At 55.6% G+C, this 21412-nt stretch carries 14 protein-coding genes; 6 read left to right on the top strand and 8 right to left on the bottom strand.

Going from position 1 to position 21412, the window contains the following annotated elements; genetic code table 11:
* Positions 1-16: 16 nt before the first annotated feature.
* The 4 genes from alkB to NQ230_RS07570 form a co-directional block, all read right to left on the bottom strand.
* Positions 17-673, bottom strand: coding sequence for a DNA oxidative demethylase AlkB (alkB, locus tag NQ230_RS07585; protein ID WP_121425298.1), 657 nt, complete (start codon positions 671-673; stop codon positions 17-19).
* The gene (gene ada / locus NQ230_RS07580; RefSeq protein ID WP_257260640.1) at positions 673-1731 is read right to left on the bottom strand and encodes a bifunctional DNA-binding transcriptional regulator/O6-methylguanine-DNA methyltransferase Ada; all 1059 of its coding nucleotides are present in this window, start codon (positions 1729-1731) and stop codon (positions 673-675) included. The genes alkB and ada overlap by 1 nt, the downstream gene beginning before the upstream one ends.
* Before the next feature lie 72 nt (positions 1732-1803).
* A complete protein-coding gene (gene apbE, locus NQ230_RS07575) occupies positions 1804-2859 on the bottom strand; it encodes an FAD:protein FMN transferase ApbE (protein ID WP_257260639.1) in 1056 nt (351 codons plus the stop codon).
* Positions 2860-2973: 114 nt separating this feature from the next.
* Positions 2974-4086: a porin OmpC gene (locus NQ230_RS07570; RefSeq protein ID WP_121425295.1), complete on the bottom strand. Its 1113-nt coding sequence runs from the start codon at positions 4084-4086 to the stop codon at positions 2974-2976.
* 743 nt (positions 4087-4829) lie between these two features.
* Between NQ230_RS07570 and rcsD the strand changes: the two genes are divergently transcribed.
* The gene (rcsD, locus tag NQ230_RS07565; protein WP_257260637.1) at positions 4830-7502 is read left to right on the top strand and encodes a phosphotransferase RcsD; all 2673 of its coding nucleotides are present in this window, start codon (positions 4830-4832) and stop codon (positions 7500-7502) included.
* A 16-nt stretch (positions 7503-7518) separates the two neighbouring features.
* A complete protein-coding gene (rcsB, locus tag NQ230_RS07560) occupies positions 7519-8169 on the top strand; it encodes a response regulator transcription factor RcsB (protein ID WP_003859405.1) in 651 nt (216 codons plus the stop codon).
* 90 nt (positions 8170-8259) lie between these two features.
* On the opposite strand, the gene rcsC is transcribed toward rcsB, so the two are convergent.
* Both rcsC and gyrA read right to left on the bottom strand, forming a co-directional pair.
* Entirely contained in the window at positions 8260-11106 is a 2847-nt protein-coding gene (gene rcsC, locus NQ230_RS07555; protein WP_213820389.1) for a two-component system sensor histidine kinase RcsC, read from the bottom strand.
* 135 nt (positions 11107-11241) lie between these two features.
* A complete protein-coding gene (gene gyrA, locus NQ230_RS07550) occupies positions 11242-13878 on the bottom strand; it encodes a DNA topoisomerase (ATP-hydrolyzing) subunit A (protein WP_159514599.1) in 2637 nt (878 codons plus the stop codon).
* Positions 13879-14024: 146 nt separating this feature from the next.
* Between gyrA and ubiG the strand changes: the two genes are divergently transcribed.
* From ubiG to yfaE, 4 genes are all read left to right on the top strand, one after another.
* Positions 14025-14753: a bifunctional 2-polyprenyl-6-hydroxyphenol methylase/3-demethylubiquinol 3-O-methyltransferase UbiG gene (ubiG, locus tag NQ230_RS07545; protein ID WP_159514600.1), complete on the top strand. Its 729-nt coding sequence runs from the start codon at positions 14025-14027 to the stop codon at positions 14751-14753.
* A 347-nt stretch (positions 14754-15100) separates the two neighbouring features.
* The gene (gene nrdA / locus NQ230_RS07540; protein ID WP_121425289.1) at positions 15101-17386 is read left to right on the top strand and encodes a class 1a ribonucleoside-diphosphate reductase subunit alpha; all 2286 of its coding nucleotides are present in this window, start codon (positions 15101-15103) and stop codon (positions 17384-17386) included.
* 81 nt (positions 17387-17467) lie between these two features.
* Complete coding sequence (nrdB, locus tag NQ230_RS07535; protein ID WP_029740920.1) at positions 17468-18598, top strand: class Ia ribonucleoside-diphosphate reductase subunit beta; 1131 nt, start codon at positions 17468-17470, stop codon at positions 18596-18598.
* Positions 18598-18852 carry a class I ribonucleotide reductase maintenance protein YfaE gene (gene yfaE, locus NQ230_RS07530; RefSeq protein WP_008500234.1) on the top strand — a complete coding sequence of 85 codons (255 nt, stop codon included), beginning with the start codon at positions 18598-18600 and terminating at the stop codon, positions 18850-18852. The genes nrdB and yfaE overlap by 1 nt, the downstream gene beginning before the upstream one ends.
* 89 nt (positions 18853-18941) lie before the next feature.
* On the opposite strand, the gene glpQ is transcribed toward yfaE, so the two are convergent.
* Together glpQ and glpT are read right to left on the bottom strand one after the other, a co-directional pair.
* Complete coding sequence (gene glpQ / locus NQ230_RS07525) at positions 18942-19997, bottom strand: glycerophosphodiester phosphodiesterase (protein WP_257260633.1); 1056 nt, start codon at positions 19995-19997, stop codon at positions 18942-18944.
* An 11-nt stretch (positions 19998-20008) separates the two neighbouring features.
* Positions 20009-21361, bottom strand: a complete 1353-nt coding sequence (glpT, locus tag NQ230_RS07520) for a glycerol-3-phosphate transporter (protein ID WP_029740922.1) — start codon at positions 21359-21361, stop codon at positions 20009-20011.
* Positions 21362-21412: the final 51 nt, after the last annotated feature.

The following is a 21412-nucleotide window of genomic DNA, read 5'->3' as shown; positions in this document are numbered from 1 at the left end:
ACATCAAGAATAATTCTTATTTTTGTTTACTCGCCCCGGCCTGACGAAAGGTCAGGTTATAACGGTATTCGCCCGTCAGCGGGTGGACCCCGGGCTTCAGCGGCTGAATGCCGTGATAATAAAGCCGCGACGCCCTGCCCCACACCACCACATCGCCATGTTCCAGCATGATGCGTTTGAGCGGATCGTTGCGGCGTAATCCTCCAAACTGGAAGACGGCGGGCAAACCTAACGATACCGAGACGATAGGCGCGCGCAAATCGGGTTCGTCCTTGTCCTGATGCAGCGAGAGCTTCGCACCGACGGCGTAGCGGTTGATCAGGCAGGCATCCGGCCGAAAGTCAGGATACTCCGCAGCTACGGCGGCCTCGTGGCAGAGAGCCTGAAAAACGGCAGGCATCGGGGGCCACGGCTGGCCGGTAGCTGGATCGTTCGGGGCATACAGATAGCCCCGCTCGTTCGTCGCCCAGCCCAGCTCGCCGCAGTTGGCCATGGCCACCGACATGGTGTAACCGCCCGGCGTCACCATATGGCGAAACGGCGAAACCGCCGTCACCTCGTCGATACCGGCAAGCAGCGCCGCCGCACGGGAGAGTGCAAAGCGCCGCAGGATCACCGCCCCCGGCGCAAGCGGCTCCTGCCAGGGTTCAGCATCCGCAAAAAGATCGAGCATTATCCCTCCTGGCGTTTCGCCTCACGTTTCAGTAATAGCGCTTTTCGCGCCGTCCCCCAACGGTAACCCGACAGCGCGCCGTCGTGACGAACCACGCGATGACAGGGGATCACAATCGCCAGCGTGTTTGCCGCACAGGCTCCGGCAACGGCGCGTACCGCATTGGGTTGACCAATCGCCTGCGCCACCTGCCGGTAACTTGCCGTTTCGCCGCAGGGAATGTTGCGAAGGGCCTGCCAGACGCGCTGCTGGAACGCGGTTCCGCGAATATCCAGCGGCAGCGCAAGCGGTACGTCGCGGTTATCGATACTGGCAATTACCTGCTGGATCCGCCGCGCGAAATCCTCTTCCAGCGGCGCATGCGCTGCTTTTGGAAAATGCGCGGCAAGCTCTTCGGCTAATTCCGCATCGCTGTCACCCAGCAGGATCGCACAGATCCCCCGCTCGCTTTCTGCAACCAGACAGCGTCCTAACGAACAGTCGCTGATGGCATAACGCACTGCCGCATCCCCTTTGCGGTACTGCCTGGCCGTCATGCCCAGCGCATCGTTGGCTTTGCGATAATAGCTGCTGCTGTCGGGAAACCCCGCTGCCAGCACGGCGTCGGTAACTTTGTCACCCTGTGCAAGCGCGGTGCGCAGGCGCTGGCCTCGCGCCGCCTGCTGCCAGGCTTTTGGCGTCATGCCGGTCACGGACTTAAACAGACGGTGGAAATGAAAAGGACTCATGGCAACCTGCTGCGCCAGCCCCTTCAGGGTTAGCGTGGGTTCCTGCTCCAGAAGACGGCAGGCGTGTTCCACTTTCGCCAGCTTCTGCGCCTGCGGATCGCGTTTGTCCGGCATGCAGCGCTTGCACGGGCGAAACCCTGCCTGAACGGCATGGTGGGCATCGGGATAAAAGCGGACATTTTTACGCAGCGCGTGGCGGGCGCGGCATGACGGGCGGCAGAAAATACCCGTGGTCTGCACGGCGAAGACAAACTGTTCGTCAGCGAGCGGATCGCGGGCCAGCACGGCCTGCCAGCGATCCTCATCGGTAATAAAGGTCGAGTTTCTCATTATCGGCTCCTCTTGTAAGCATACATAGAGCCTGCCTGAGTGCCACTGATAAAAAACCCGCAACCTTGCTTTTTAATTTTTTTCGCGCACCAGGAAGCTGTCGAACTGCGGTGAATGCCAGGTTTTGAACCCATCGCCCTCTTTGGTGATCATATAAACCGCCAGCCCTTCCTGACGAACCACCTCTTTGGCTTTTTCCGGGCCGAGAACCATTAATCCGGTATCCCAGGCATCCGCTTCCAGCGCGGTGGGGGCAATGACCGTCACCGAGACCAGGTTATGCGTGATGGGACGTCCGGTCTGCGGATCGATAACGTGCGAAATACGCTTCCCCTCAAGCTCGTAATAGTTACGATAGCTTCCGGAGGTACTGATGCCATGTCCGTTGATATCCACTATCGCCTGCACGGCATTTTGCCGATCGGTCGGCTTTTGAATCGCTACGCGCCACGGCCTATCGCTGGCGTTCATGCCCCGGCTGACTAGCGCGCCGCCCACGGAGACCAGATAGCGGGAAATCCCTTCCTGGGCCATCAGCGCAGCAAGATGATCCGCCGCATAGCCTTCCCCGACCGTCGACAGATCGACAAACAGATCGGGGATATCCTTTTGCAGGTACTGTTGCCCGTACTGATTGATCACCGTCAGATGCTGCAGCCCTGTCCTGGCGCGGGCGTCATCAATAGCCGCCTGTTCAGGCGTGGTCACCGGCTGTTTGTTAGGGCCAAATCCCCAAAGGTTTACCAGCGGTCCGACGGTCACATCCATCGCGCCGTTGGTTTTGTAACCCACGCGCATTGCCTCGGTCACGATATCGGCCATCGCCTCGCTCACCGGCCACAGGGAGGTGCTGGTGGAGAGGTTAAAGCGCATCAGCGCCGAGTCATTTTTATAGGTCGACAGCAGCTGATCGTCGGCGTCCAGCTGCGACTGGATTTTGCCGCGAAGTTCATCTGTGCGCGTTTTATCGAGGTTCATGACGCTGACGCGCCAGAAGGTCCCCATCGTTTTGCCTTCGAGCACCGTCGCGGCGGGTGTGTCGGTTTTCGCCACGGGGGTGGGATCGTTACACGCGGTCAGGAAAAAAAGCATAGCCAGAAAGCTGGCGCGTAAAAAAGTCATGTCCATTCATTATTATCCTCATGCCAGGGCGGCAAGAGTACACCAAAACGGGTGAGTTGTGAGAATCAGAGAGGCATAAAAAAGGGGCCAGCAGGCCCCTTACGTCACACGGTGAAGCGATTAGAACTGGTAAACCAGGCCCAGCGCGACGATATCGTCAGTACCGATACCCGCCTGACGGGTGAATTCATTTTCATCAACCAGGTTGATTTTGTAATCCACGTAGGTGGACATGTTTTTGTTGAAGTAGTAAGTCGCACCAACATCAACATATTTCAGCAGATCCTGATCGCCGTAACCTTCGATGTCTTTCCCTTTAGACTGCAGGTAAGCCACGGATGGACGCAGGCCGAAGTCGAACTGGTACTGAGCAACCACTTCGAAGTTCTGCGCTTTGTTAGCGAAGCCGTAAGCGGTAGTCGGGCTGCTGCCGTTAGAGGTACCGAAACGGGTTGCGTTGTAGGTCTGAGAGTACTGCGCTGCCAGATAGATGTTGTTAGCATCGTATTTCAGGCCGCCAGAATAGACTTCTGCGTGATCGCCATTACCGTATACGCCTGGTGCGTTCTGATCGGCGGTACGTTTGGAGGAGGACATCGCGCCACCCACGCTGAAACCTTCGCCCAGGTTATAGGTCACGGATGCACCGTAGCCGTCGCCGTTCTGGTTCAGCAGGCTGCGACCGCTGGTGTTTTCACCGCTTACGCTGCCGTTTTTGCCCTGATATTGCAGAGCAAAGTTCAGGCCGTCAACCAGACCAAAGAAGTCCTGGTTACGGTAGGTTGCAACGCCGTTAGCACGGGATTGCAGGAAGTTGTCTGCGCCGTAGGTATCGCCGCCAAATTCAGGCAGAACGTCGGTCCAGGAGGTTACGTCGTAGATTACGCCGTAGTTACGACCGTAATCGAAAGAACCCGCCTCAGCGAATTTCAGACCCGCGAACGCCACACGCGTCCAGGACTGGTTGTCACCTTCAGTGGTGTTGCCCTGGATCTGGTATTCCCACTGGCCGTAACCGGTCAGTTGATCGTTAACCTGAGTTTCGCCTTTGAAGCCAAGACGCATATAGGTCTTGTCGCCGTCGTTGCCCTTGTCGTCAGAGAAATAGTGCAGACCATCGACTTTACCGTACAGATCTAATTTGTTGCCATCTTTGTTATAAATTTCGGCCGCATTTGCTGCGCCTGCCACCAGGAGTGCTGGTACCAGGAGGGACAGTACTTTAACTTTCATTTTATTAACCCTCTGTTATATGCCTTATAATTGCCACTGCTTACTGGTTAACCCTCATTAACCAGTCGGCAATTTCATTCTCCGCAAAATTACAGAATAATCCAATGCGAATATGATACGAAAACTTTGAAGATGTTTCATTTATCTATCAACATGTTTCAAAATGTAAATATCAAGGAACTTTTACAAAGCACAAATAGCTTATAAAATTAGCACTTATAATCAAACAGGAAAATCACCACATAAATATCAATTAGTTACAATAAAATTCGTTACAGCACTGAATGACAAAACAAGATCGCACCTAATCTCTAAAATAACTCTCGCTATCATCATTAACTTTATTTATTACCGTCATTCAGTTTTGAATGTCTGTTTATCCCTAATTGAACCGGATGCTCCGCATTCGGTTTTTTTTTACCTTTCTTTACGTAACTTCTCTTTTTTTGTGCTACCGCACCGTAATTGTAACGACTATTAACTAAATTCTCCTCGGGTATCCTGCGAGGACATAGAATTGAGGCGAAACTTAATTTCTTGTTAATTCGTGCTATTTTCCGGGCGCGTATGCCTGTTATTTGTACGCATATGGCGAGTTTGTACATGTTTACTGCACACCCCACCGCCGATATTGCCCGGCGAAAAAGTCGCTTCTTCCCGGACAGTGGCGCTGGAAATTCAGTTATTACCCTTTATACTGCCCTATCGCCACAGAGCACGACCATAACGGGTTAAAGATATCAATGAGTCAGACTGAAACTACCGCCCCGAGCAAATTTTCCCTCCTTCCCGGGAGCATCACCCGTTTCTTTCTTCTTTTGATCGTTGTGCTGTTAGTCACCATGGGGGTGATGGTGCAAAGCGCGGTTAACGCCTGGCTGAAGGATAAGAGCTATCAGGTCGTTGATATCACCCATGCCGTGCACAAGCGCATTGATACCTGGCGCTACGCCACCTGGCAGATTTACGACAATATCGCGGCTGCCCCGACCTCCTCGACCGGGGATGGACTTCAGGAGACGCGGCTTAAGCAGGATGTCTATTATCTCGAAAAACCGCAGCGTAAGACCGAGGCCCTCATCTTTGGCTCTCACGACAGCGCGACGCTTGAGATGACGCAGCGTATTTCGACCTATCTGGATACCCTCTGGGGCGCTGAAACGGTACCGTGGTCGATGTACTATCTGAACGGTCAGGACAACAGCATGATCCTGATCTCAACGCTGCCGTTAAAAGATCTCTCTTCCGGGTTTAAAGAGACCACCGTGGGCAGCATCGTCGATTCCCGCCGGGCAGAGATGCTGCAGCAGGCGAATGCCCTTGATGAACGCGAGAGCTTCTCTTCCCTGCGTCGTCTGGCCTGGCAAAACGGTCATTACTTTACCCTGCGCACCACGTTCAACCAGCCAGGACACCTGGCGACGGTGGTGGCCTTCGATTTACCGATTAATGATTTAATCCCGCCGGACATGCCGCTCGACAGCTTCCGTATGGAGCCAGACAGCAGCACCCAGAACATGCGTGCTGCGTCAGACAAAGAGGCCGCAGAAAGCGTTTCGATCTCCTTTAACGGTTCGAAAATCGAAATTGCCTCATCGCTGAATTCGACCGGGATGCGTCTGGTGTGGCAGGTGCCGTTTGGCACGCTGTTGCTCGACACCCTGCAAAATATCCTGCTGCCTCTGCTGCTGAATATCGGTCTGCTGGCGCTGGCGCTGTTTGGCTACAGCACCTTCCGGTTCCAGACGGGGCGTCAGAGCGACGCCTCTGCGGTTCCGGCCGGCACCAGCAATGAGCTGCGCGTATTGCGTGCACTGAATGAAGAAATTGTTTCCGTGCTGCCGCTTGGGGTCTTAGTTCACGACCAGGAGGCCAATCGTACGGTGATGAGCAACAAAATTGCCGACCATCTGCTGCCGCATCTTAACCTGCAGAACATCACCACCATGGCGGATCAGCACCAGGGGGTGATTCAGGCCACCATCAACAATGAACTGTACGAGATCCGTCAGTTCCGCAGCCAGGTGGCTCCCCGCACGCAAATATTCATTATTCGCGACCAGGATCGCGAAGTGCTGGTCAATAAAAAGCTCAAGCAAGCGCAAAGACTGTATGAGAAAAACCAGCAGGGGCGCGCCGCATTCATGCAGAACATTGGCGATGCCTTCAAGCAGCCGTTAAAAACGCTGGCGACCCAGGCGGCGGCGTTAAACACCTCTGAAAGCCACCAGCTTGCCTGCCAGGCCGATTCGCTGGTCAGAATGGTTGATGAGATCCAGCTGGCGAACATGCTGGAGAATGATTTCTGGAAGGGAACGCCAACCCTCTTCTCCATTCAGGATCTGATCGATGAAGTGGTGCCGGACGTGCTGCCCGTGATTAAGCGCAAAGGGTTGCAGCTGCTGATCAATAACAATCTCCCGGCGAATGACGAACGCCACGGCGATCGCGAAGCGCTGCGCCGCATTCTGCTGATGATTATTCAGTACGCCGTGACCACCACGCAGATCGGCAAGATCACCCTGGAAGTCAGCGCTGAGGAGTCGGCAGAAGACCGCCTGGCGTTCCGCATCCTGGACACCGGGGAAGGCGTCACAACGAGTGAAATTGATAACCTGCACTTCCCGTTCCTGAATGACACGCAAAGCGATCGCTACGGCAAGGCCAATGCTCTGACCTTCTGGCTGTGCGATCAGCTGGCGCGTAAGCTCGGCGGCCATCTGAATATCAAAGCCCGTGAATCTCTCGGCACCCGCTATTCTCTGCACGTGAAAATGGCGGCCAATCCGCAGGAAGAAGATGAAGAACGTCTGCTGGATGACGTCGTGGTGATGGTCGATGTGACCTCGAACGAGATCCGCAATATCGTCGTTCGTCAGTTAGAAAACTGGGGTGCGGCCTGCATCACGCCGGATGAAAGACTTGCAAGTCAAGAATTTGATCTGTTTTTAACTGATAATCCGTCTAATCTTACTGCCTCCGGCTTGCTTTTAAGCGATGATGAGTCAGGCGTGCGGAAAATCGGCCCTGGCCAGCTGCGCGTCAACTTTAATATAAGCAATGCGATGCAGGAAGCTGTACTACAACTAATAGAAGAGCAGCTGGCGCAGGAAGAGATAGCGGAATCACCGTTAGGCGGCAATGAAAATGCCGAGCTTCACGCCAGCGGATACTATTCACTCTTTGTTGATACAGTACCAGATGATGTTAAGCGGTTGTATACTGAGTCCGCTGCGAATGATTTAGCAGCGCTGGCACAGACAGCACACCGGCTTAAAGGGGTGTTTGCCATGCTTAATCTGGTTCCCGGCAAGCAGTTATGTGAAACGCTGGAACATCTAATTCGTGAGAAAGATGCCTCTGGCATTGAAAAATACATCAGCGACATTGACGCCTACGTCAAAAGCTTGCTGTAGCAAGGTAGCCTTATACATGAACAATATGAACGTAATTATTGCCGATGACCATCCGATTGTACTGTTCGGTATTCGCAAATCACTTGAACAGATCGAGTGGGTGAATGTAGTCGGTGAATTTGAAGACTCTACAGCACTGATCAATAACCTCCCAAAGCTTGATGCACACGTGCTTATTACCGATCTCTCCATGCCTGGGGACAAGTACGGTGATGGGATCACGCTCATCAAATACATTAAACGTCACTTCCCGGATATCTCGATCATTGTTCTGACCATGAACAACAACCCGGCGATCCTGAGCGCGGTGTTGGATCTGGACATCGAAGGGATTGTGCTGAAACAGGGCGCACCGACCGATCTGCCAAAAGCGCTCGCTGCGCTGCAGAAAGGCAAGAAGTTCACGCCTGAGAGCGTCTCTCGTCTGCTGGAAAAAATCAGCGCGGGTGGCTACGGTGACAAACGCCTGTCCCCGAAAGAGAGTGAAGTTCTGCGCCTGTTCGCAGAAGGTTTCCTGGTGACCGAGATTGCCAAGAAGCTGAACCGCAGTATTAAAACCATCAGCAGCCAGAAGAAATCAGCGATGATGAAGCTGGGCGTGGACAACGATATTGCCCTGCTGAACTATCTGTCCTCCGTTACGCTGAGCGCAACGGACAAGGATTGATCCCGGACGGGTGTGCGGCCTGATGCCCTCACCCCATCCCTCTCCCACAGGGAGAGGGTGAAAAACGTAAAAGGCCCTTGCGGGCCTTTTTTATATTCTGGTTTTTCTCACGCGATCCGCGTAAATCGACAATGTCTGTTTCAGCACGTCCAGCGTCACCGGCTTCGACAGACAGCTGTCCATGCCTGACTCCAGACAGCGCTGTTTCTCTTCCGCCAGCGCGTTCGCCGTTACGCCCACCACCGGCAGCGTCAGGCCCAGCTGTCGGATGCGCTGCGTCAGACGGTAGCCGTCCATGTTTGGCATGTTGACGTCGCTAAGCACGATATCAATATGATTTTTACTCAGCACATTCAGCGCATCCACGCCGTCATTGGCCGTTTTGCACTGGTAGCCCAGCGATCCCAGCTGGTCAGCCAGCAGGCGGCGGTTAATCGGATGATCATCCACCACCAGAATCATCATATCGTCATTCACCGACGCCAGAGAGTCCGGTGACGGCAATCCGCCCGCGCCGTCGCGCTCTTCCAGCTCCACTTTGTAGATGCGCGCCAGCAGGCTCAACAGCTCGTGCGGCGTTGCGACACTGTGTACCCATTCTCCAGGCGTACGCTCGACAGGAATTCCAATGTGGCGACGACAGAAGAGCACCGCCCCTCTTCCCTGCCACGGCTGATCCGGCATCTCGTCGGCGATCAGCACATCGTCCACGTCCGGCGTTTGACCTTCATAGCGGCACACCCGCACGCCGCTGTGGGCAAGCAGCGCCGTCAGGTAGTCATTCAATGAGGCGTTATGCACCGCCAGCCAGCAGCGCTTGTCGCTCAGACCGTCCACCGTCGATTTTGCCGGATACTGCGCCGAATAGAGCGGAATGCGGATGGTGAACTGGCTGCCCATGCCGGGCTCGGTATCCACCGAGATATCCCCGTCCATCATGCTGACGAGCTTCTCACAAATCGCCAGCCCCAGTCCGGTGCCCTGGAAGTTACGCTGCACGCCGGTCCCGACCTGGAAGAACGGGTCGAACAGGCGAACCACTTCCTTCGCCGGGATGCCGACGCCCGTGTCGCGCACGCGAATACTCAGATAATCCCCCGCCCGGCAGACGTGCAACACGATACAGCCAACGTCGGTGAATTTGATGGCGTTGCTGAGCAGGTTAGAGATGACCTGCTGCAGGCGCATCGGATCGCCATGCAGCGTCAGCGGCACGTCCGGTTCGATAAAGCAGTAGAGCCCCAGCTGTTTACGCACCACCAGCGGCAGATAGTTGGCGCTAATGTGGTTCATGACCTCGCGCGGCGAGAACTCCCGCGGCTCGATTTTCAGCTGCTCAGACTCAATTTTAGAGAAGTCGAGAATATCGCTGATGATTTTTAGCAGCAGGCTGGAGGAGTTGTTCATCGCCGTCACCAGCCTGTCGACCCCTTTCGGCAGCTCTTTCGTCTGCAGCAAGTCGAGGTTACCGATGATCCCGTACAGCGGCGTTCGCAACTCGTGGCTGACGGTGGCAAGGAACATGGATTTCGACTGGCTGGCCTGCTCCGCCGCCTGCGCCATCTCCTGCAGCGACTCTTCCATCTTCACGCGCGCGGAGACATCCACCAGCACGCAAATCGCCACGTTTTCATTGCGATAGCGTGAATGGACAAAGCTGATCTGCAGGTTGGTGTGCGTACTGGTGAGCACGTCGACAAAGTTAACCTGCTGGCCGCAGATAATTTGCGTCAGCCTCTGCCGGTCTTCATGCGTCAGCATGTTCAGGTAGTTATGCGCCAGTTCGTTACTCAGAATATTGGTCCCGTCCTGGGTACGCAGAATACAGATCCCCACCGGTGCCGAGGCAACAATCTTGCGGTTAAACTGCTCGTGTTCCTCCAGCCGCTGGGCGTCGCTCTCGGCGGGAATAAAGATTTTCCGCTCATACATGCGCGCCAGGGTGAACAGCGCCCCACCCGCGATCAGGTTCAGCAGAATGGCATTCATGATGAGAATGCGTATCCGCTCAAGCACCATGTCCACTGGCACCGAATAGACAATACTCAGCGACGAAGGCGGCAGGCTCTTCTTCAGCACCAGTTCGCGGAAACCCGAGGTATAGCCAAACCACGACCGTTCCTGCATCCAGTGCGGTTCGACGTTTAACCGGTTATCCGGCCCGGCGAGTGAGATCAGCTGATGACCGTTTTCATCCAGAATGGTTACTCCCATAGGCAGGCTGCCCGGGGTGAAGAAATTTTCCATGCGAATGGTCTGCTCAATCCCCAGCAGCGCCTGCAGGCGATTGCCGAGATACACCGGCGTCAGGGCGTAGAAATAGCCCACGCCCGGGCGCGGGCCCTGGCTAACCCAGAAGATGTTATTCCCGCGCTCGTCCTGCGGCGCATTGCGATATTTCACAATACGTTCATGCAGGCTTTTCAGCGCATCGTCACGCTCAACGGGCACATCGCGCAGGCCAAAGTCAGCCATGCAGAGATTTTCGCTGCCAATCAGGAATACACGGTTCAGGTCATAGGCGGCGGAGAAATTGTCGCGCCAGTAGCGCATAAACCAGGCAAGGGATTCCAGCGACCCGCGCCAGGAATTGCTCATGGTGGAGCAATCGGAGTCCGGGAACAGGGGTTGGAAGTCCGGGACTTCGGTTTTGTCATTACGCCCGCGAAGCGCCAGGATGCCGTTTTCCGCCGTCAGACGATTCTCGGCTATATACTTCAGCTCCTTCATCACGTCAGACGTTCGCTGAATGTAGCGCTGGGCCTGGTCGGAGCTTAAGTTAAACTCCTGGCGGATCTCCGCTTCTTTCTGGTGCAGCGCGTTTACGATGTAAAACACCGAGAACAAGGCCACCAGCAGCCAAAGCAGGAGCGCCAGCGCCCGAAACAGATAGCGAGAAACTTTCAGCGTAGTACGAAAGGAGACGAGGTATTTCAAGGGGGCGAGGCTCCGCCGTCGGGGTCAAAAGAATGTGGTTAAGGTAGCGGTAAACGCGCCAGGTCGCAACGTTGACTTATCTGCTTGTGCAAAAGAAAAGGGCCGGAATCCGGCCCTTTTTTGCATCAGGAGACATTACTCGTCAGCGTCATCCGCTGCGTCATCGTCAGTATCGGCTTCCGGCGCGATATCATCATCGCCTTCCGCAACGCTACCGTCGATGGAATCGAGCTCTTCGTCATCCACCGGCTCAGCAACACGCTGCAGACCCACCACGTTTTCATCTTCCGCTGTACGGATGAGGATTACGCCCTGGGTGTTACGCCCTACCACGCTGATCTCAGACACGCGGGTACGCACCAGCGTACCGGCATCGGTGATCATCATGATCTGGTCGGCATCGTCCACCTGCACCGCGCCCACAACGGAACCGTTGCGCTCGGTCACTTTGATAGAGATAACGCCCTGCGTGCCGCGAGACTTGGTTGGGTATTCCCCTTCCGCCGTACGTTTACCGTAACCATTCTGCGTGACGGTCAGGATAGCCCCTTCACCGCGCGGAATAATCAGAGAAACAACGCTGTCTTCGCCAGCCAGTTTGATACCACGAACGCCCGTAGCGGTACGACCCATCGCGCGGACGGCATTCTCTTTAAAGCGCACCACTTTACCGGCCGCAGAGAACAGCATTACTTCATCAGAACCGGAGGTCAGATCCACGCCGATCAGCTCGTCGCCTTCGTTCAGGTTCACCGCGATGATCCCTGCGGAACGTGGGCGGCTGAACTCGGTCAGTGCGGTTTTCTTCACGGTACCGCTGGCGGTCGCCATAAAGACGTTCACGCCCTCTTCGTACTCGCGTACCGGCAGGATGGCGGTGATACGTTCGTTCGCTTCCAGCGGCAGCAGGTTAACGATTGGACGACCACGCGCGCCACGGCTCGCTTCCGGCAGCTGATAAACCTTCATCCAGTACAGACGACCACGGCTGGAGAAGCAGAGGATCGTGTCATGGGTGTTGGCCACCAGCAGGCGGTCAATAAAGTCTTCTTCTTTAATACGTGCTGCAGATTTGCCTTTACCGCCACGACGCTGTGCTTCGTAGTCGGTCAGCGGCTGATACTTCACATAGCCCTGGTGAGACAGGGTGACCACCACGTCTTCGCGGTTGATCAGGTCTTCAATGTTGATATCAGAGCTGTTCGCGGTGATTTCGGTGCGGCGCGCATCGCCGAACTGATCGCGCACCAGTTCCAGCTCTTCACGGATCACTTCCATCAGACGCTCTGCGCTGCCCAGGATGTGCAGCAGCTCAGCAATCTGTTCCAGCAGCTCTTTGTATTCGTCGAGCAGTTTTTCATGCTCAAGGCCGGTCAGTTTCTGCAGACGCAGATCCAGAATCGCCTGGGCCTGCTGTTCAGTCAGGTAATACTGACCGTCACGCACGCCGAATTCAGGTTCCAGCCACTCAGGACGCGCTGCGTCATCGCCCGCACGTTCCAGCATCGCGGCGACGTTACCCAGATCCCACGGACGGGAAATCAGGGCGGCTTTCGCTTCCGCCGGGGTTGGCGCACGACGGATCAGTTCAATGATCGGGTCGATGTTGGCCAGCGCAACCGCCAGCGCTTCAAGGATGTGCGCACGGTCGCGCGCTTTGCGCAGTTCGAAGATGGTACGACGGGTCACCACTTCACGGCGGTGACGCACGAACGCGCTCAGGATCTCTTTCAGGTTCATGATCTTCGGCTGACCATGGTGCAGTGCAACCATGTTGATACCGAAGGAGACCTGAAGCTGAGTCTGGGAGTACAGGTTGTTCAGCACAACCTCACCCACCGCGTCGCGTTTGATCTCAATCACGATGCGCATACCGTCTTTGTCAGACTCGTCACGCAGCGCGCTGATCCCTTCAACACGTTTTTCTTTTACCAGCTCGGCGATTTTTTCAATCAGACGCGCTTTGTTCACCTGATACGGGATCTCGTGAACAATGATGGTTTCACGGCCGGTTTTAGCGTCCGCTTCCACTTCGGCGCGGGCACGGATGTAAATCTTGCCGCGGCCGGTGCGGTACGCTTCTTCAATACCGCGACGACCGTTGATGATCGCCGCCGTCGGGAAGTCCGGGCCCGGGATGTGTTCCATCAGCCCTTCAATGCTGATGTCTTCATCGTCGATATAGGCCAGGCAGCCGTTGATCACCTCAGTGATATTGTGCGGCGGAATGTTAGTTGCCATACCGACCGCGATACCGGACGAACCGTTAACCAGCAGGTTCGGGATCTTGGTTGGCATCACATCTGGGATGCGCTCGGTGCCGTCGTAGTTATCGACGAAATCAACGGTCTCTTTTTCCAGGTCGGCCATCAGCTCATGAGCGATTTTCGACATACGGATTTCCGTATAACGCATCGCCGCAGCGGAGTCGCCGTCGACTGAACCAAAGTTACCCTGACCATCTACCAGCATGTAACGCAAGGAGAATGGCTGCGCCATACGAACGATGGTGTCATAAACGGCGGTATCACCATGCGGGTGATATTTACCGATGACGTCACCGACGACGCGGGCAGATTTTTTATAGGCTTTATTCCAGTCATTGCCCAATACGTTCATGGCGTATAGTACGCGACGGTGTACCGGCTTAAGGCCATCGCGGACGTCCGGCAGCGCACGGCCAACAATGACCGACATCGCATAGTCCAGATAGGAGCTCTTCAGCTCTTCCTCGATGTTAACCGGTGTAATTTCTCTCGCAAGGTCGCTCATCTAACCGCTATCCCTCTACTGTATCCCGGATTCAAAGGTCGCAAATTATAACACAGCCGAGGTGATTGAGGTAAACCTATACGCTTTATTCACGGGGATTGCCTGATATACTCCTTTGTCTTGCTAAATAAGGAGTAAAAGCGCCCATGAATGCCGAAAAATCCCCGACGGCTCACAACGTTGACCACGAAGAGATTGCCAAATTTGAAGCGGTGGCGTCCCGCTGGTGGGATCTCGAAGGTGAGTTCAAACCGCTGCATCGCATTAACCCGCTGCGTCTGGGCTATATCGCGGAGCGTTCCGGCGGTCTGTTCGGTAAGAAAGTGCTCGACGTCGGCTGCGGCGGCGGCATCCTGGCTGAAAGCATGGCGCGCGAAGGGGCGAACGTCACTGGCCTGGATATGGGCTTTGAACCGCTGCAGGTGGCCCGCCTTCATGCGCTGGAGTCCGGTATACAGGTGGAATACGTGCAGGAAACCGTGGAAGAGCATGCGGCGAAACACGCCCATCAGTACGATGTGGTGACCTGCATGGAGATGCTGGAGCACGTTCCCGATCCGCAGTCGGTGGTGCACGCCTGTGCAAAACTGGTGAAGCCGGGCGGCCAGGTCTTCTTCTCAACCATCAACCGCAACGGTAAAGCCTGGCTGATGGCCGTTGTCGGCGCGGAGTATGTGCTGCGCATGGTGCCGAAAGGGACCCACGACGTGAAGAAATTCATCAAGCCTGCGGAGTTGTTAAGCTGGGTTGACCAGACCTGGCTCAAAGAGCAGCACATCACCGGCCTGCACTACAATCCGCTGACCGATAAATTCAAACTCGCACCGGGCGTTGATGTTAACTATATGTTGCACACAACCGCCAAAAACGACTAACGTCATTCGTTATTCTTATAAAGATTGCGCGACATCATGTTGCGCAATTCTGACCTCTCGTTGAAGAAATCAGCACTCGATCAAATTTTGAATTTTTTTTCTTAATTATTGACATGTCTTCCAGGCCTTACGGTACGAGGACTTAGCCTTTTTTACCCTTTCACAACCTCAATTTAACGTCAAAATCAACCCTTGTGCTGAAAAGATTCGATACTAGAATACTCACCATATAGCGTTTTTCTTATCGCAAACCCCCTATATGTAGTATTTATCCACAGAGTTAGTCACAAGACGGATCTGTGGATAAGCGGGGGATATTTTTTATTTCACGGACAGGTAAAACCCACATGAATCAGAGTCTGCTGGTGACAAAGCGCGACGGTACTACCGAGCGTATCAATCTGGACAAAATCCATCGAGTTCTCGACTGGGCAGCAGAAGGACTGAACAACGTATCTATCTCCCAGGTTGAACTGCGTTCCCACATTCAGTTCTACGACGGCATCAAAACGTCTGATATCCACGAAACGATCATTAAAGCAGCGGCAGACCTCATCTCCCGCGAAGCACCGGATTATCAGTACCTCGCTGCACGTCTGGCGATTTTCCACCTGCGTAAAAAAGCCTACGGCCAGTTTGAGCCGCCGAAGCTTTACGATCACGTGGTGAAAATGGTTGAGCTGGGCAAATACGACACGCATCTGCTGGAAGACTATACGGAAGAAGAGTTCGAGCAGATGAACGGGTTTATCGATCACTGGCGCGACATGAACTTCTCCTACGCGGCGGTTAAGCAGCTCGAAGGCAAATACCTGGTTCAGAACCGCGTAACCGGTGAGATCTACGAAAGCGCCCAGTTCCTCTATATTCTGGTGGCCGCCTGCCTGTTCTCTAACTACCCGCGTGACACCCGTCTGCAATACGTGAAGCGTTTCTACGATGCGGTCTCCACGTTCAAGATTTCTCTGCCGACGCCAATCATGTCTGGCGTGCGTACCCCAACCCGTCAGTTCAGCTCCTGCGTACTGATCGAGTGTGGTGACAGCCTGGATTCCATCAACGCCACCTCCAGCGCCATCGTGAAATACGTTTCCCAGCGTGCCGGTATCGGCATCAACGCCGGTCGCATCCGTGCGCTGGGCAGCCCGATTCGCGGCGGTGAAGCGTTCCACACCGGCTGTATCCCGTTCTATAAACACTTCCAGACGGCAGTAAAATCCTGCTCTCAGGGCGGCGTGCGCGGCGGTGCTGCGACCCTGTTCTACCCAATGTGGCACCTGGAAGTGGAAAGCCTGCTGGTCCTGAAAAACAACCGCGGCGTTGAAGGCAACCGCGTGCGCCACATGGACTACGGCGTGCAGATCAACAAGCTGATGTACACCCGTCTGCTGAAAGGCGAAGACATCACGCTGTTCAGCCCGTCCGACGTTCCGGGCCTGTATGACGCGTTCTTTGCCGATCAGGACGAGTTCGAGCGTCTGTACACCAAATACGAAAAAGACGACAGCATCCGAAAGCAGCGCGTGAAGGCGGTAGACCTGTTCTCCCTGATGATGCAGGAACGTGCCTCTACTGGCCGTATCTACATCCAGAACGTGGACCACTGCAACACCCACAGCCCGTTTGACCCGGTCGTCGCCCCGGTGCGCCAGTCTAACCTGTGCCTGGAGATCGCCCTGCCGACCAAACCGCTGGAAGACGTGAACGACGAAAACGGCGAAATCGCGCTGTGTACGCTGTCCGCGTTTAACCTGGGCGCGATTAAGAGCCTGGACGAGCTGGAAGAGCTGGCCGTGCTGGCGGTTCGCGCGCTCGACGCCCTGCTGGACTACCAGGATTACCCAATCCCGGCTGCTAAACGCGGTGCGATGGGCCGCCGTACCCTGGGTATCGGCGTGATCAACTTCGCCTACTGGCTGGCGAAAAACGGCAAGCGTTACTCTGACGGCAGCGCCAACAACCTGACGCACCAGACGTTCGAAGCGATTCAGTACTATCTGATGAAAGCCTCTAACGAGCTGGCGAAAGAGCAAGGCGCGTGCCCGTGGTTCAACGAAACCACCTACGCGAAAGGCATTCTGCCAATCGACACCTACAAGAAAGACCTGGATGCGATTGTCAGCGAGCCGCTGCACCTCGACTGGGAAGGCCTGCGTGAGTCCATCAAGACCCACGGCCTGCGTAACTCCACGCTCTCTGCCCTGATGCCGTCCGAGACCTCGTCGCAGATCTCTAACGCCACCAACGGTATTGAACCGCCGCGCGGCCACGTCAGCATTAAAGCGTCGAAAGACGGCGTGCTGCGTCAGGTCGTACCGGATTACGAAACCCTGGGCAACAACTACGAGCTGCTGTGGGAAATGCCAAACAACGACGGCTACCTGCAGCTGGTAGGTATCATGCAGAAGTTTATCGACCAGTCGATCTCTGCCAATACCAACTATGACCCGACGCGCTTCCCGTCCGGCAAGGTTCCGATGCAGCAATTGCTGAAAGACCTGCTGACCGCCTATAAATTTGGCGTGAAAACGCTGTACTATCACAACACCCGTGACGGTGCGGAAGACGCGCAGGACGACATGGTACCGTCAATTCAGGACGATGGCTGCGAAAGCGGCGCATGTAAGATCTAATGTAAATGCCGGGTGGCGCTACGCTTACCCGGCCTACGATTTTGTTTGCCCGACTGACAAAATCTCTCACAGGACACACTCATGGCATACACCACCTTTTCACAGACGAAAAACGACCAGCTCAAAGAGCCGATGTTCTTCGGCCAGCCGGTCAACGTGGCACGCTACGATCAGCAAAAATATGACATCTTCGAAAAGCTGATCGAAAAGCAACTCTCCTTCTTCTGGCGCCCGGAAGAAGTGGACGTCTCCCGCGACCGTATTGACTACCAGTCGCTGCCGGATCACGAAAAGCATATCTTCATCAGCAACCTGAAGTACCAGACGCTGCTGGACTCCATTCAGGGTCGTAGCCCGAACGTGGCGCTGCTGCCGCTGATCTCGATTCCTGAGCTGGAAACCTGGGTGGAAACCTGGGCGTTCTCCGAGACGATCCACTCCCGCTCTTACACCCACATCATCCGCAACATCGTGAACGATCCGGCGGTGGTGTTTGACGATATCGTTACCAACGAGCAGATCCAGAAGCGCGCGGAAGGCATCGCCCACTACTACGACGAGCTGATCCAGATGACCAGCTACTGGCATCTGCTGGGCGAAGGCACCCACAACGTGAACGGTAAAACCGTTACCGTGAACCTGCGCGCGCTGAAAAAGCAGCTGTACCTGTGCCTGATGAGCGTCAACGCGCTGGAAGCGATCCGCTTCTACGTGAGCTTCGCCTGCTCCTTCGCCTTTGCCGAGCGCAAGCTGATGGAAGGCAACGCCAAAATCATCCGTCTGATTGCCCGCGATGAAGCCCTGCACCTGACCGGCACCCAGCACATGCTGAACCTGCTGCGCAGCGGTACGGACGACCCGGAGATGGCGGAAATCGCCGAAGAGTGCAAGCAGGAGTGCTACGACCTGTTCGTGCTGGCGGCCCAGCAGGAGAAAGAGTGGGCAGACTACCTGTTCCGCGACGGCTCCATGATTGGCCTGAACAAAGACATCCTGTGCCAGTACGTTGAGTACATCACCAACATCCGCATGCAGGCCGTCGGTCTCGACCTGCCGTTCCAGACGCGCTCTAACCCAATCCCGTGGATCAACACCTGGCTGGTGTCCGATAACGTGCAGGTTGCGCCGCAGGAAGTGGAAGTGAGCTCTTATCTGGTCGGTCAGATTGATTCTGAAGTCAACACCGACGACCTGAGCAACTTCCAGCTCTGATGTCACGCGTCACGTTAAGCCTTTCCGGCACTGAGGTACTGTGTCGGGAGGAGCACCCTTCTCTGCTGGTGGCGCTTGAGGCGCATCAGGTAGAAGTAGAGTACCAGTGTCGTTCCGGCTACTGCGGCTCCTGCCGCTGCCGTCTGGTCGCCGGCCAGGTGGACTGGCTGACCGAGCCGCTGGCCTTTATCAACGAAGGGGAAATTTTGCCCTGCTGCTGCCGGGCAAAAGGCGATATAGAGATCGAGATGTGATTGTGTCGGGTGGCGCTTCGCTTACCCGACCTACAAAACCGCAGTTCGTAGGCCGGGTAAGGCGCAGCCGCCACCCGGCAATTTCAGCGTTAATCCTTCAAAAAGCTTACCGCTTTATCCGGGAAATCCGTAAACAGTCCGTCAACGCCCGCCTGGTTATACAACACCTCATAAAGCTGATTCACGTCCGTGGCATACGGCGGCAGCTGGTCTGCACGCACGGTATACGGATGCACCTGCATCTTGCTGGCGTGCGCCTCTTTCACCATCGCCGTCAGCTTCACATGGCCCGGCGCTGAGCTTTCCGCCACCAGCATGTGGTAATCCGGCCCGATGCCGTCGGCGTACTGCGCAATCTGCTTCATCGCGCCCGGCTTAAACATCCAGTCGTAGCTGTAGTTCACCCACTTCCCGTCCGGCTGCTTCTCCTGGGTTTCATTCCAGTCGGTATAGGCGATCAGCTGCACCAGATTGAGGTTCATGCCCATCTTCGGCTCCAGCTCGGTTTTGATGCGCTTCAGCTCGGCGGCGTCAAAACACTGCAGGTAGACTTTGTCCTTCTTGCTGGTGTAGCCGTACTGTTTCAGCACCTCCAGCGTCTTTGCGGCAATGTCTTTTCCTTCCTGATGGTGGAACCACGGCGCTTTGATCTCCGGGTAAATACCGATGTTTTTACCGGTGGAGTGGTTCAGCCCCTGAACAAACTCAATCTCTTCCTGGAAGGTATGAATTCGGAAGTCAGATTTGCCCATCGGGAAACGTCCCGGATAGACCTGCACCTTCTTGCCGTTTTCAATCTCGAAGCCTTCGGTAAACTTCAGGGAACGGATCTCCGCCAGGGTGAAATCAATGGCGTAGTAGCGGCCATCTTTGCGCGCGCGGTCCGGGAAACGCTCCGCCACGTCCGTCACGCGGTCCAGGTAGTGGTCATGCAGGACGACCAGCTGGTCGTCCTTGGTCATCACCAGATCCTGCTCCAGGTAATCCGCGCCCTGGGCATAGGCCATCGCTTTTGCCGGCAGCGTATGCTCCGGCAGATAGCCGCTGGCGCCGCGGTGGGCGATAACGATTTTATCCGCCGCCAGCGCGGAGCCGGTCATCAGGCCCGCCAGCAGCAGGCCGGTTGTAACGTAAGATAATTTCATGGCAATACTCCTTATTGACGACGCGCCTGCACTTCCGCGTGGTGGCGTTTCTCACCGATCATCACAACAATCAGCAGCAGTACCGCCAGCACGCTACCGCCGATCATCACCATAAAGCCGCCGTCCCAGCCGAAGAAGTCAACGGTGTAGCCCACGATGGCGCTCGCCGCGACCGAACCGCCCAGATAGCCGAACAGACCGGTAAAGCCTGCCGCCGTGCCTGCCGCTTTTTTCGGTGCCAGCTCCAGCGCGTGCAGACCAATCAGCATTACCGGACCGTAAATCAGGAAGCCAATGACGATCATGCAGGCCATGTCTACTGATGGGTTGCCCGGCGGGTTGAGCCAGTAAACAACGGTCGCGATGGTCACCAGAGTCATAAAGAAGACGCCCGTCGCACCGCGGTTACCTTTAAACACCTTGTCCGACATCCAGCCGCAAAGCAGCGTGCCCGGGATCCCGGCATATTCATACAGGAAATAGGCCCACGAGGATTTATCCAGTGCGAAGTGCTTCACCTCTTTCAGGTAGGTTGGCGACCAGTCGAGGATGCCGTAGCGCAGCAGGTAAACGAACACGTTCGCCACCGCGATGTACCACAGCAGCTTGTTCGGCAGGACGTACTTCATGAAGATCTGTTTTGCGGTCAGCTCTTCTTCGTGCTCTTTGCTGTAATCATCCGGATAGTCGTTTTTGTACTCTTCAATCGGCGGCAGGCCGCAGGACTGCGGCGTATCGCGCATCAGCGCGAAAGCGATAATCGCCACGACGATGGCGCCGAAAGCAGGCATATACAGCGCAGCGTGCCAGTCGTTGAACCAGGCCATCCCCAGCAGGAACAGCAGCGGCGGAATACCGCCACCGACGTTATGCGCGCAGTTCCACACCGACACGATGCCGCCGCGCTCCTTCTGCGACCACCAGTGCACCATGGTGCGTCCGCACGGCGGCCACCCCATCCCCTGGAACCAGCCGCAGAGGAACAGCAGCACGAACATAATCGCAATACTGGACGTCGCCCACGGCACAAAGCCCATGAACAGCATGACTGCGGCCGCCAGGATCAGGCCGGCGGGCAGGAACACGCGCGGATTCGAGCGATCCGACACGGAACCCATGATGAATTTGGAAAAACCGTAGGCGATTGAGATCCCCGACAGCGCGAACCCCAGATCGCCGCGGGAGAAGCCCTGCTCCACCAGATAAGGCATGGCGAGCGCGAAGTTTTTACGTACAAGGTAGTACGCCGCGTACCCGAAGAAGATCCCCAGGAAGATTTGCCAGCGCAGACGGCGGTATAGCGGATCAATTTCTGCCTCTGGCAGACGCGCCCGATGCGGCGCAGGTTTGAAGATACTGAGCATAACAGCCTCCGTGGCCTTGAATTGAATGAGCAGGTGGCTCGCACCCGAATT

The organism is Enterobacter asburiae (assembly GCF_024599655.1).
Lineage (GTDB): Bacteria > Pseudomonadota > Gammaproteobacteria > Enterobacterales > Enterobacteriaceae > Enterobacter > Enterobacter asburiae_D.
This window is presented reverse-complemented; position numbering and strand designations above follow the sequence as displayed.

Bases quoted from the DNA above. Each gene is read 5' to 3' on its own strand.
- gyrA (WP_159514599.1), bottom strand. From the start codon at position 13,878: ATGAGCGACCTTGCGAGAGAAATTACACCGGTTAACATCGAGGAAGAG.
- nrdA (WP_121425289.1), top strand. From the start codon at position 15,101: ATGAATCAGAGTCTGCTGGTGACAAAGCGCGACGGTACTACCGAGCGT.
- apbE (WP_257260639.1), bottom strand. From the start codon at position 2,859: ATGGACATGACTTTTTTACGCGCCAGCTTTCTGGCTATGCTTTTTTTC.
- rcsD (WP_257260637.1), top strand. From the start codon at position 4,830: ATGAGTCAGACTGAAACTACCGCCCCGAGCAAATTTTCCCTCCTTCCC.
- ada (WP_257260640.1), bottom strand. From the start codon at position 1,731: ATGAGAAACTCGACCTTTATTACCGATGAGGATCGCTGGCAGGCCGTG.
- nrdB (WP_029740920.1), top strand. From the start codon at position 17,468: ATGGCATACACCACCTTTTCACAGACGAAAAACGACCAGCTCAAAGAG.
- rcsB (WP_003859405.1), top strand. From the start codon at position 7,519: ATGAACAATATGAACGTAATTATTGCCGATGACCATCCGATTGTACTG.
- yfaE (WP_008500234.1), top strand. From the start codon at position 18,598: ATGTCACGCGTCACGTTAAGCCTTTCCGGCACTGAGGTACTGTGTCGG.
- alkB (WP_121425298.1), bottom strand. From the start codon at position 673: ATGCTCGATCTTTTTGCGGATGCTGAACCCTGGCAGGAGCCGCTTGCG.
- NQ230_RS07570 (WP_121425295.1), bottom strand. From the start codon at position 4,086: ATGAAAGTTAAAGTACTGTCCCTCCTGGTACCAGCACTCCTGGTGGCA.
- glpQ (WP_257260633.1), bottom strand. From the start codon at position 19,997: ATGAAATTATCTTACGTTACAACCGGCCTGCTGCTGGCGGGCCTGATG.
- glpT (WP_029740922.1), bottom strand. From the start codon at position 21,361: ATGCTCAGTATCTTCAAACCTGCGCCGCATCGGGCGCGTCTGCCAGAG.
- ubiG (WP_159514600.1), top strand. From the start codon at position 14,025: ATGAATGCCGAAAAATCCCCGACGGCTCACAACGTTGACCACGAAGAG.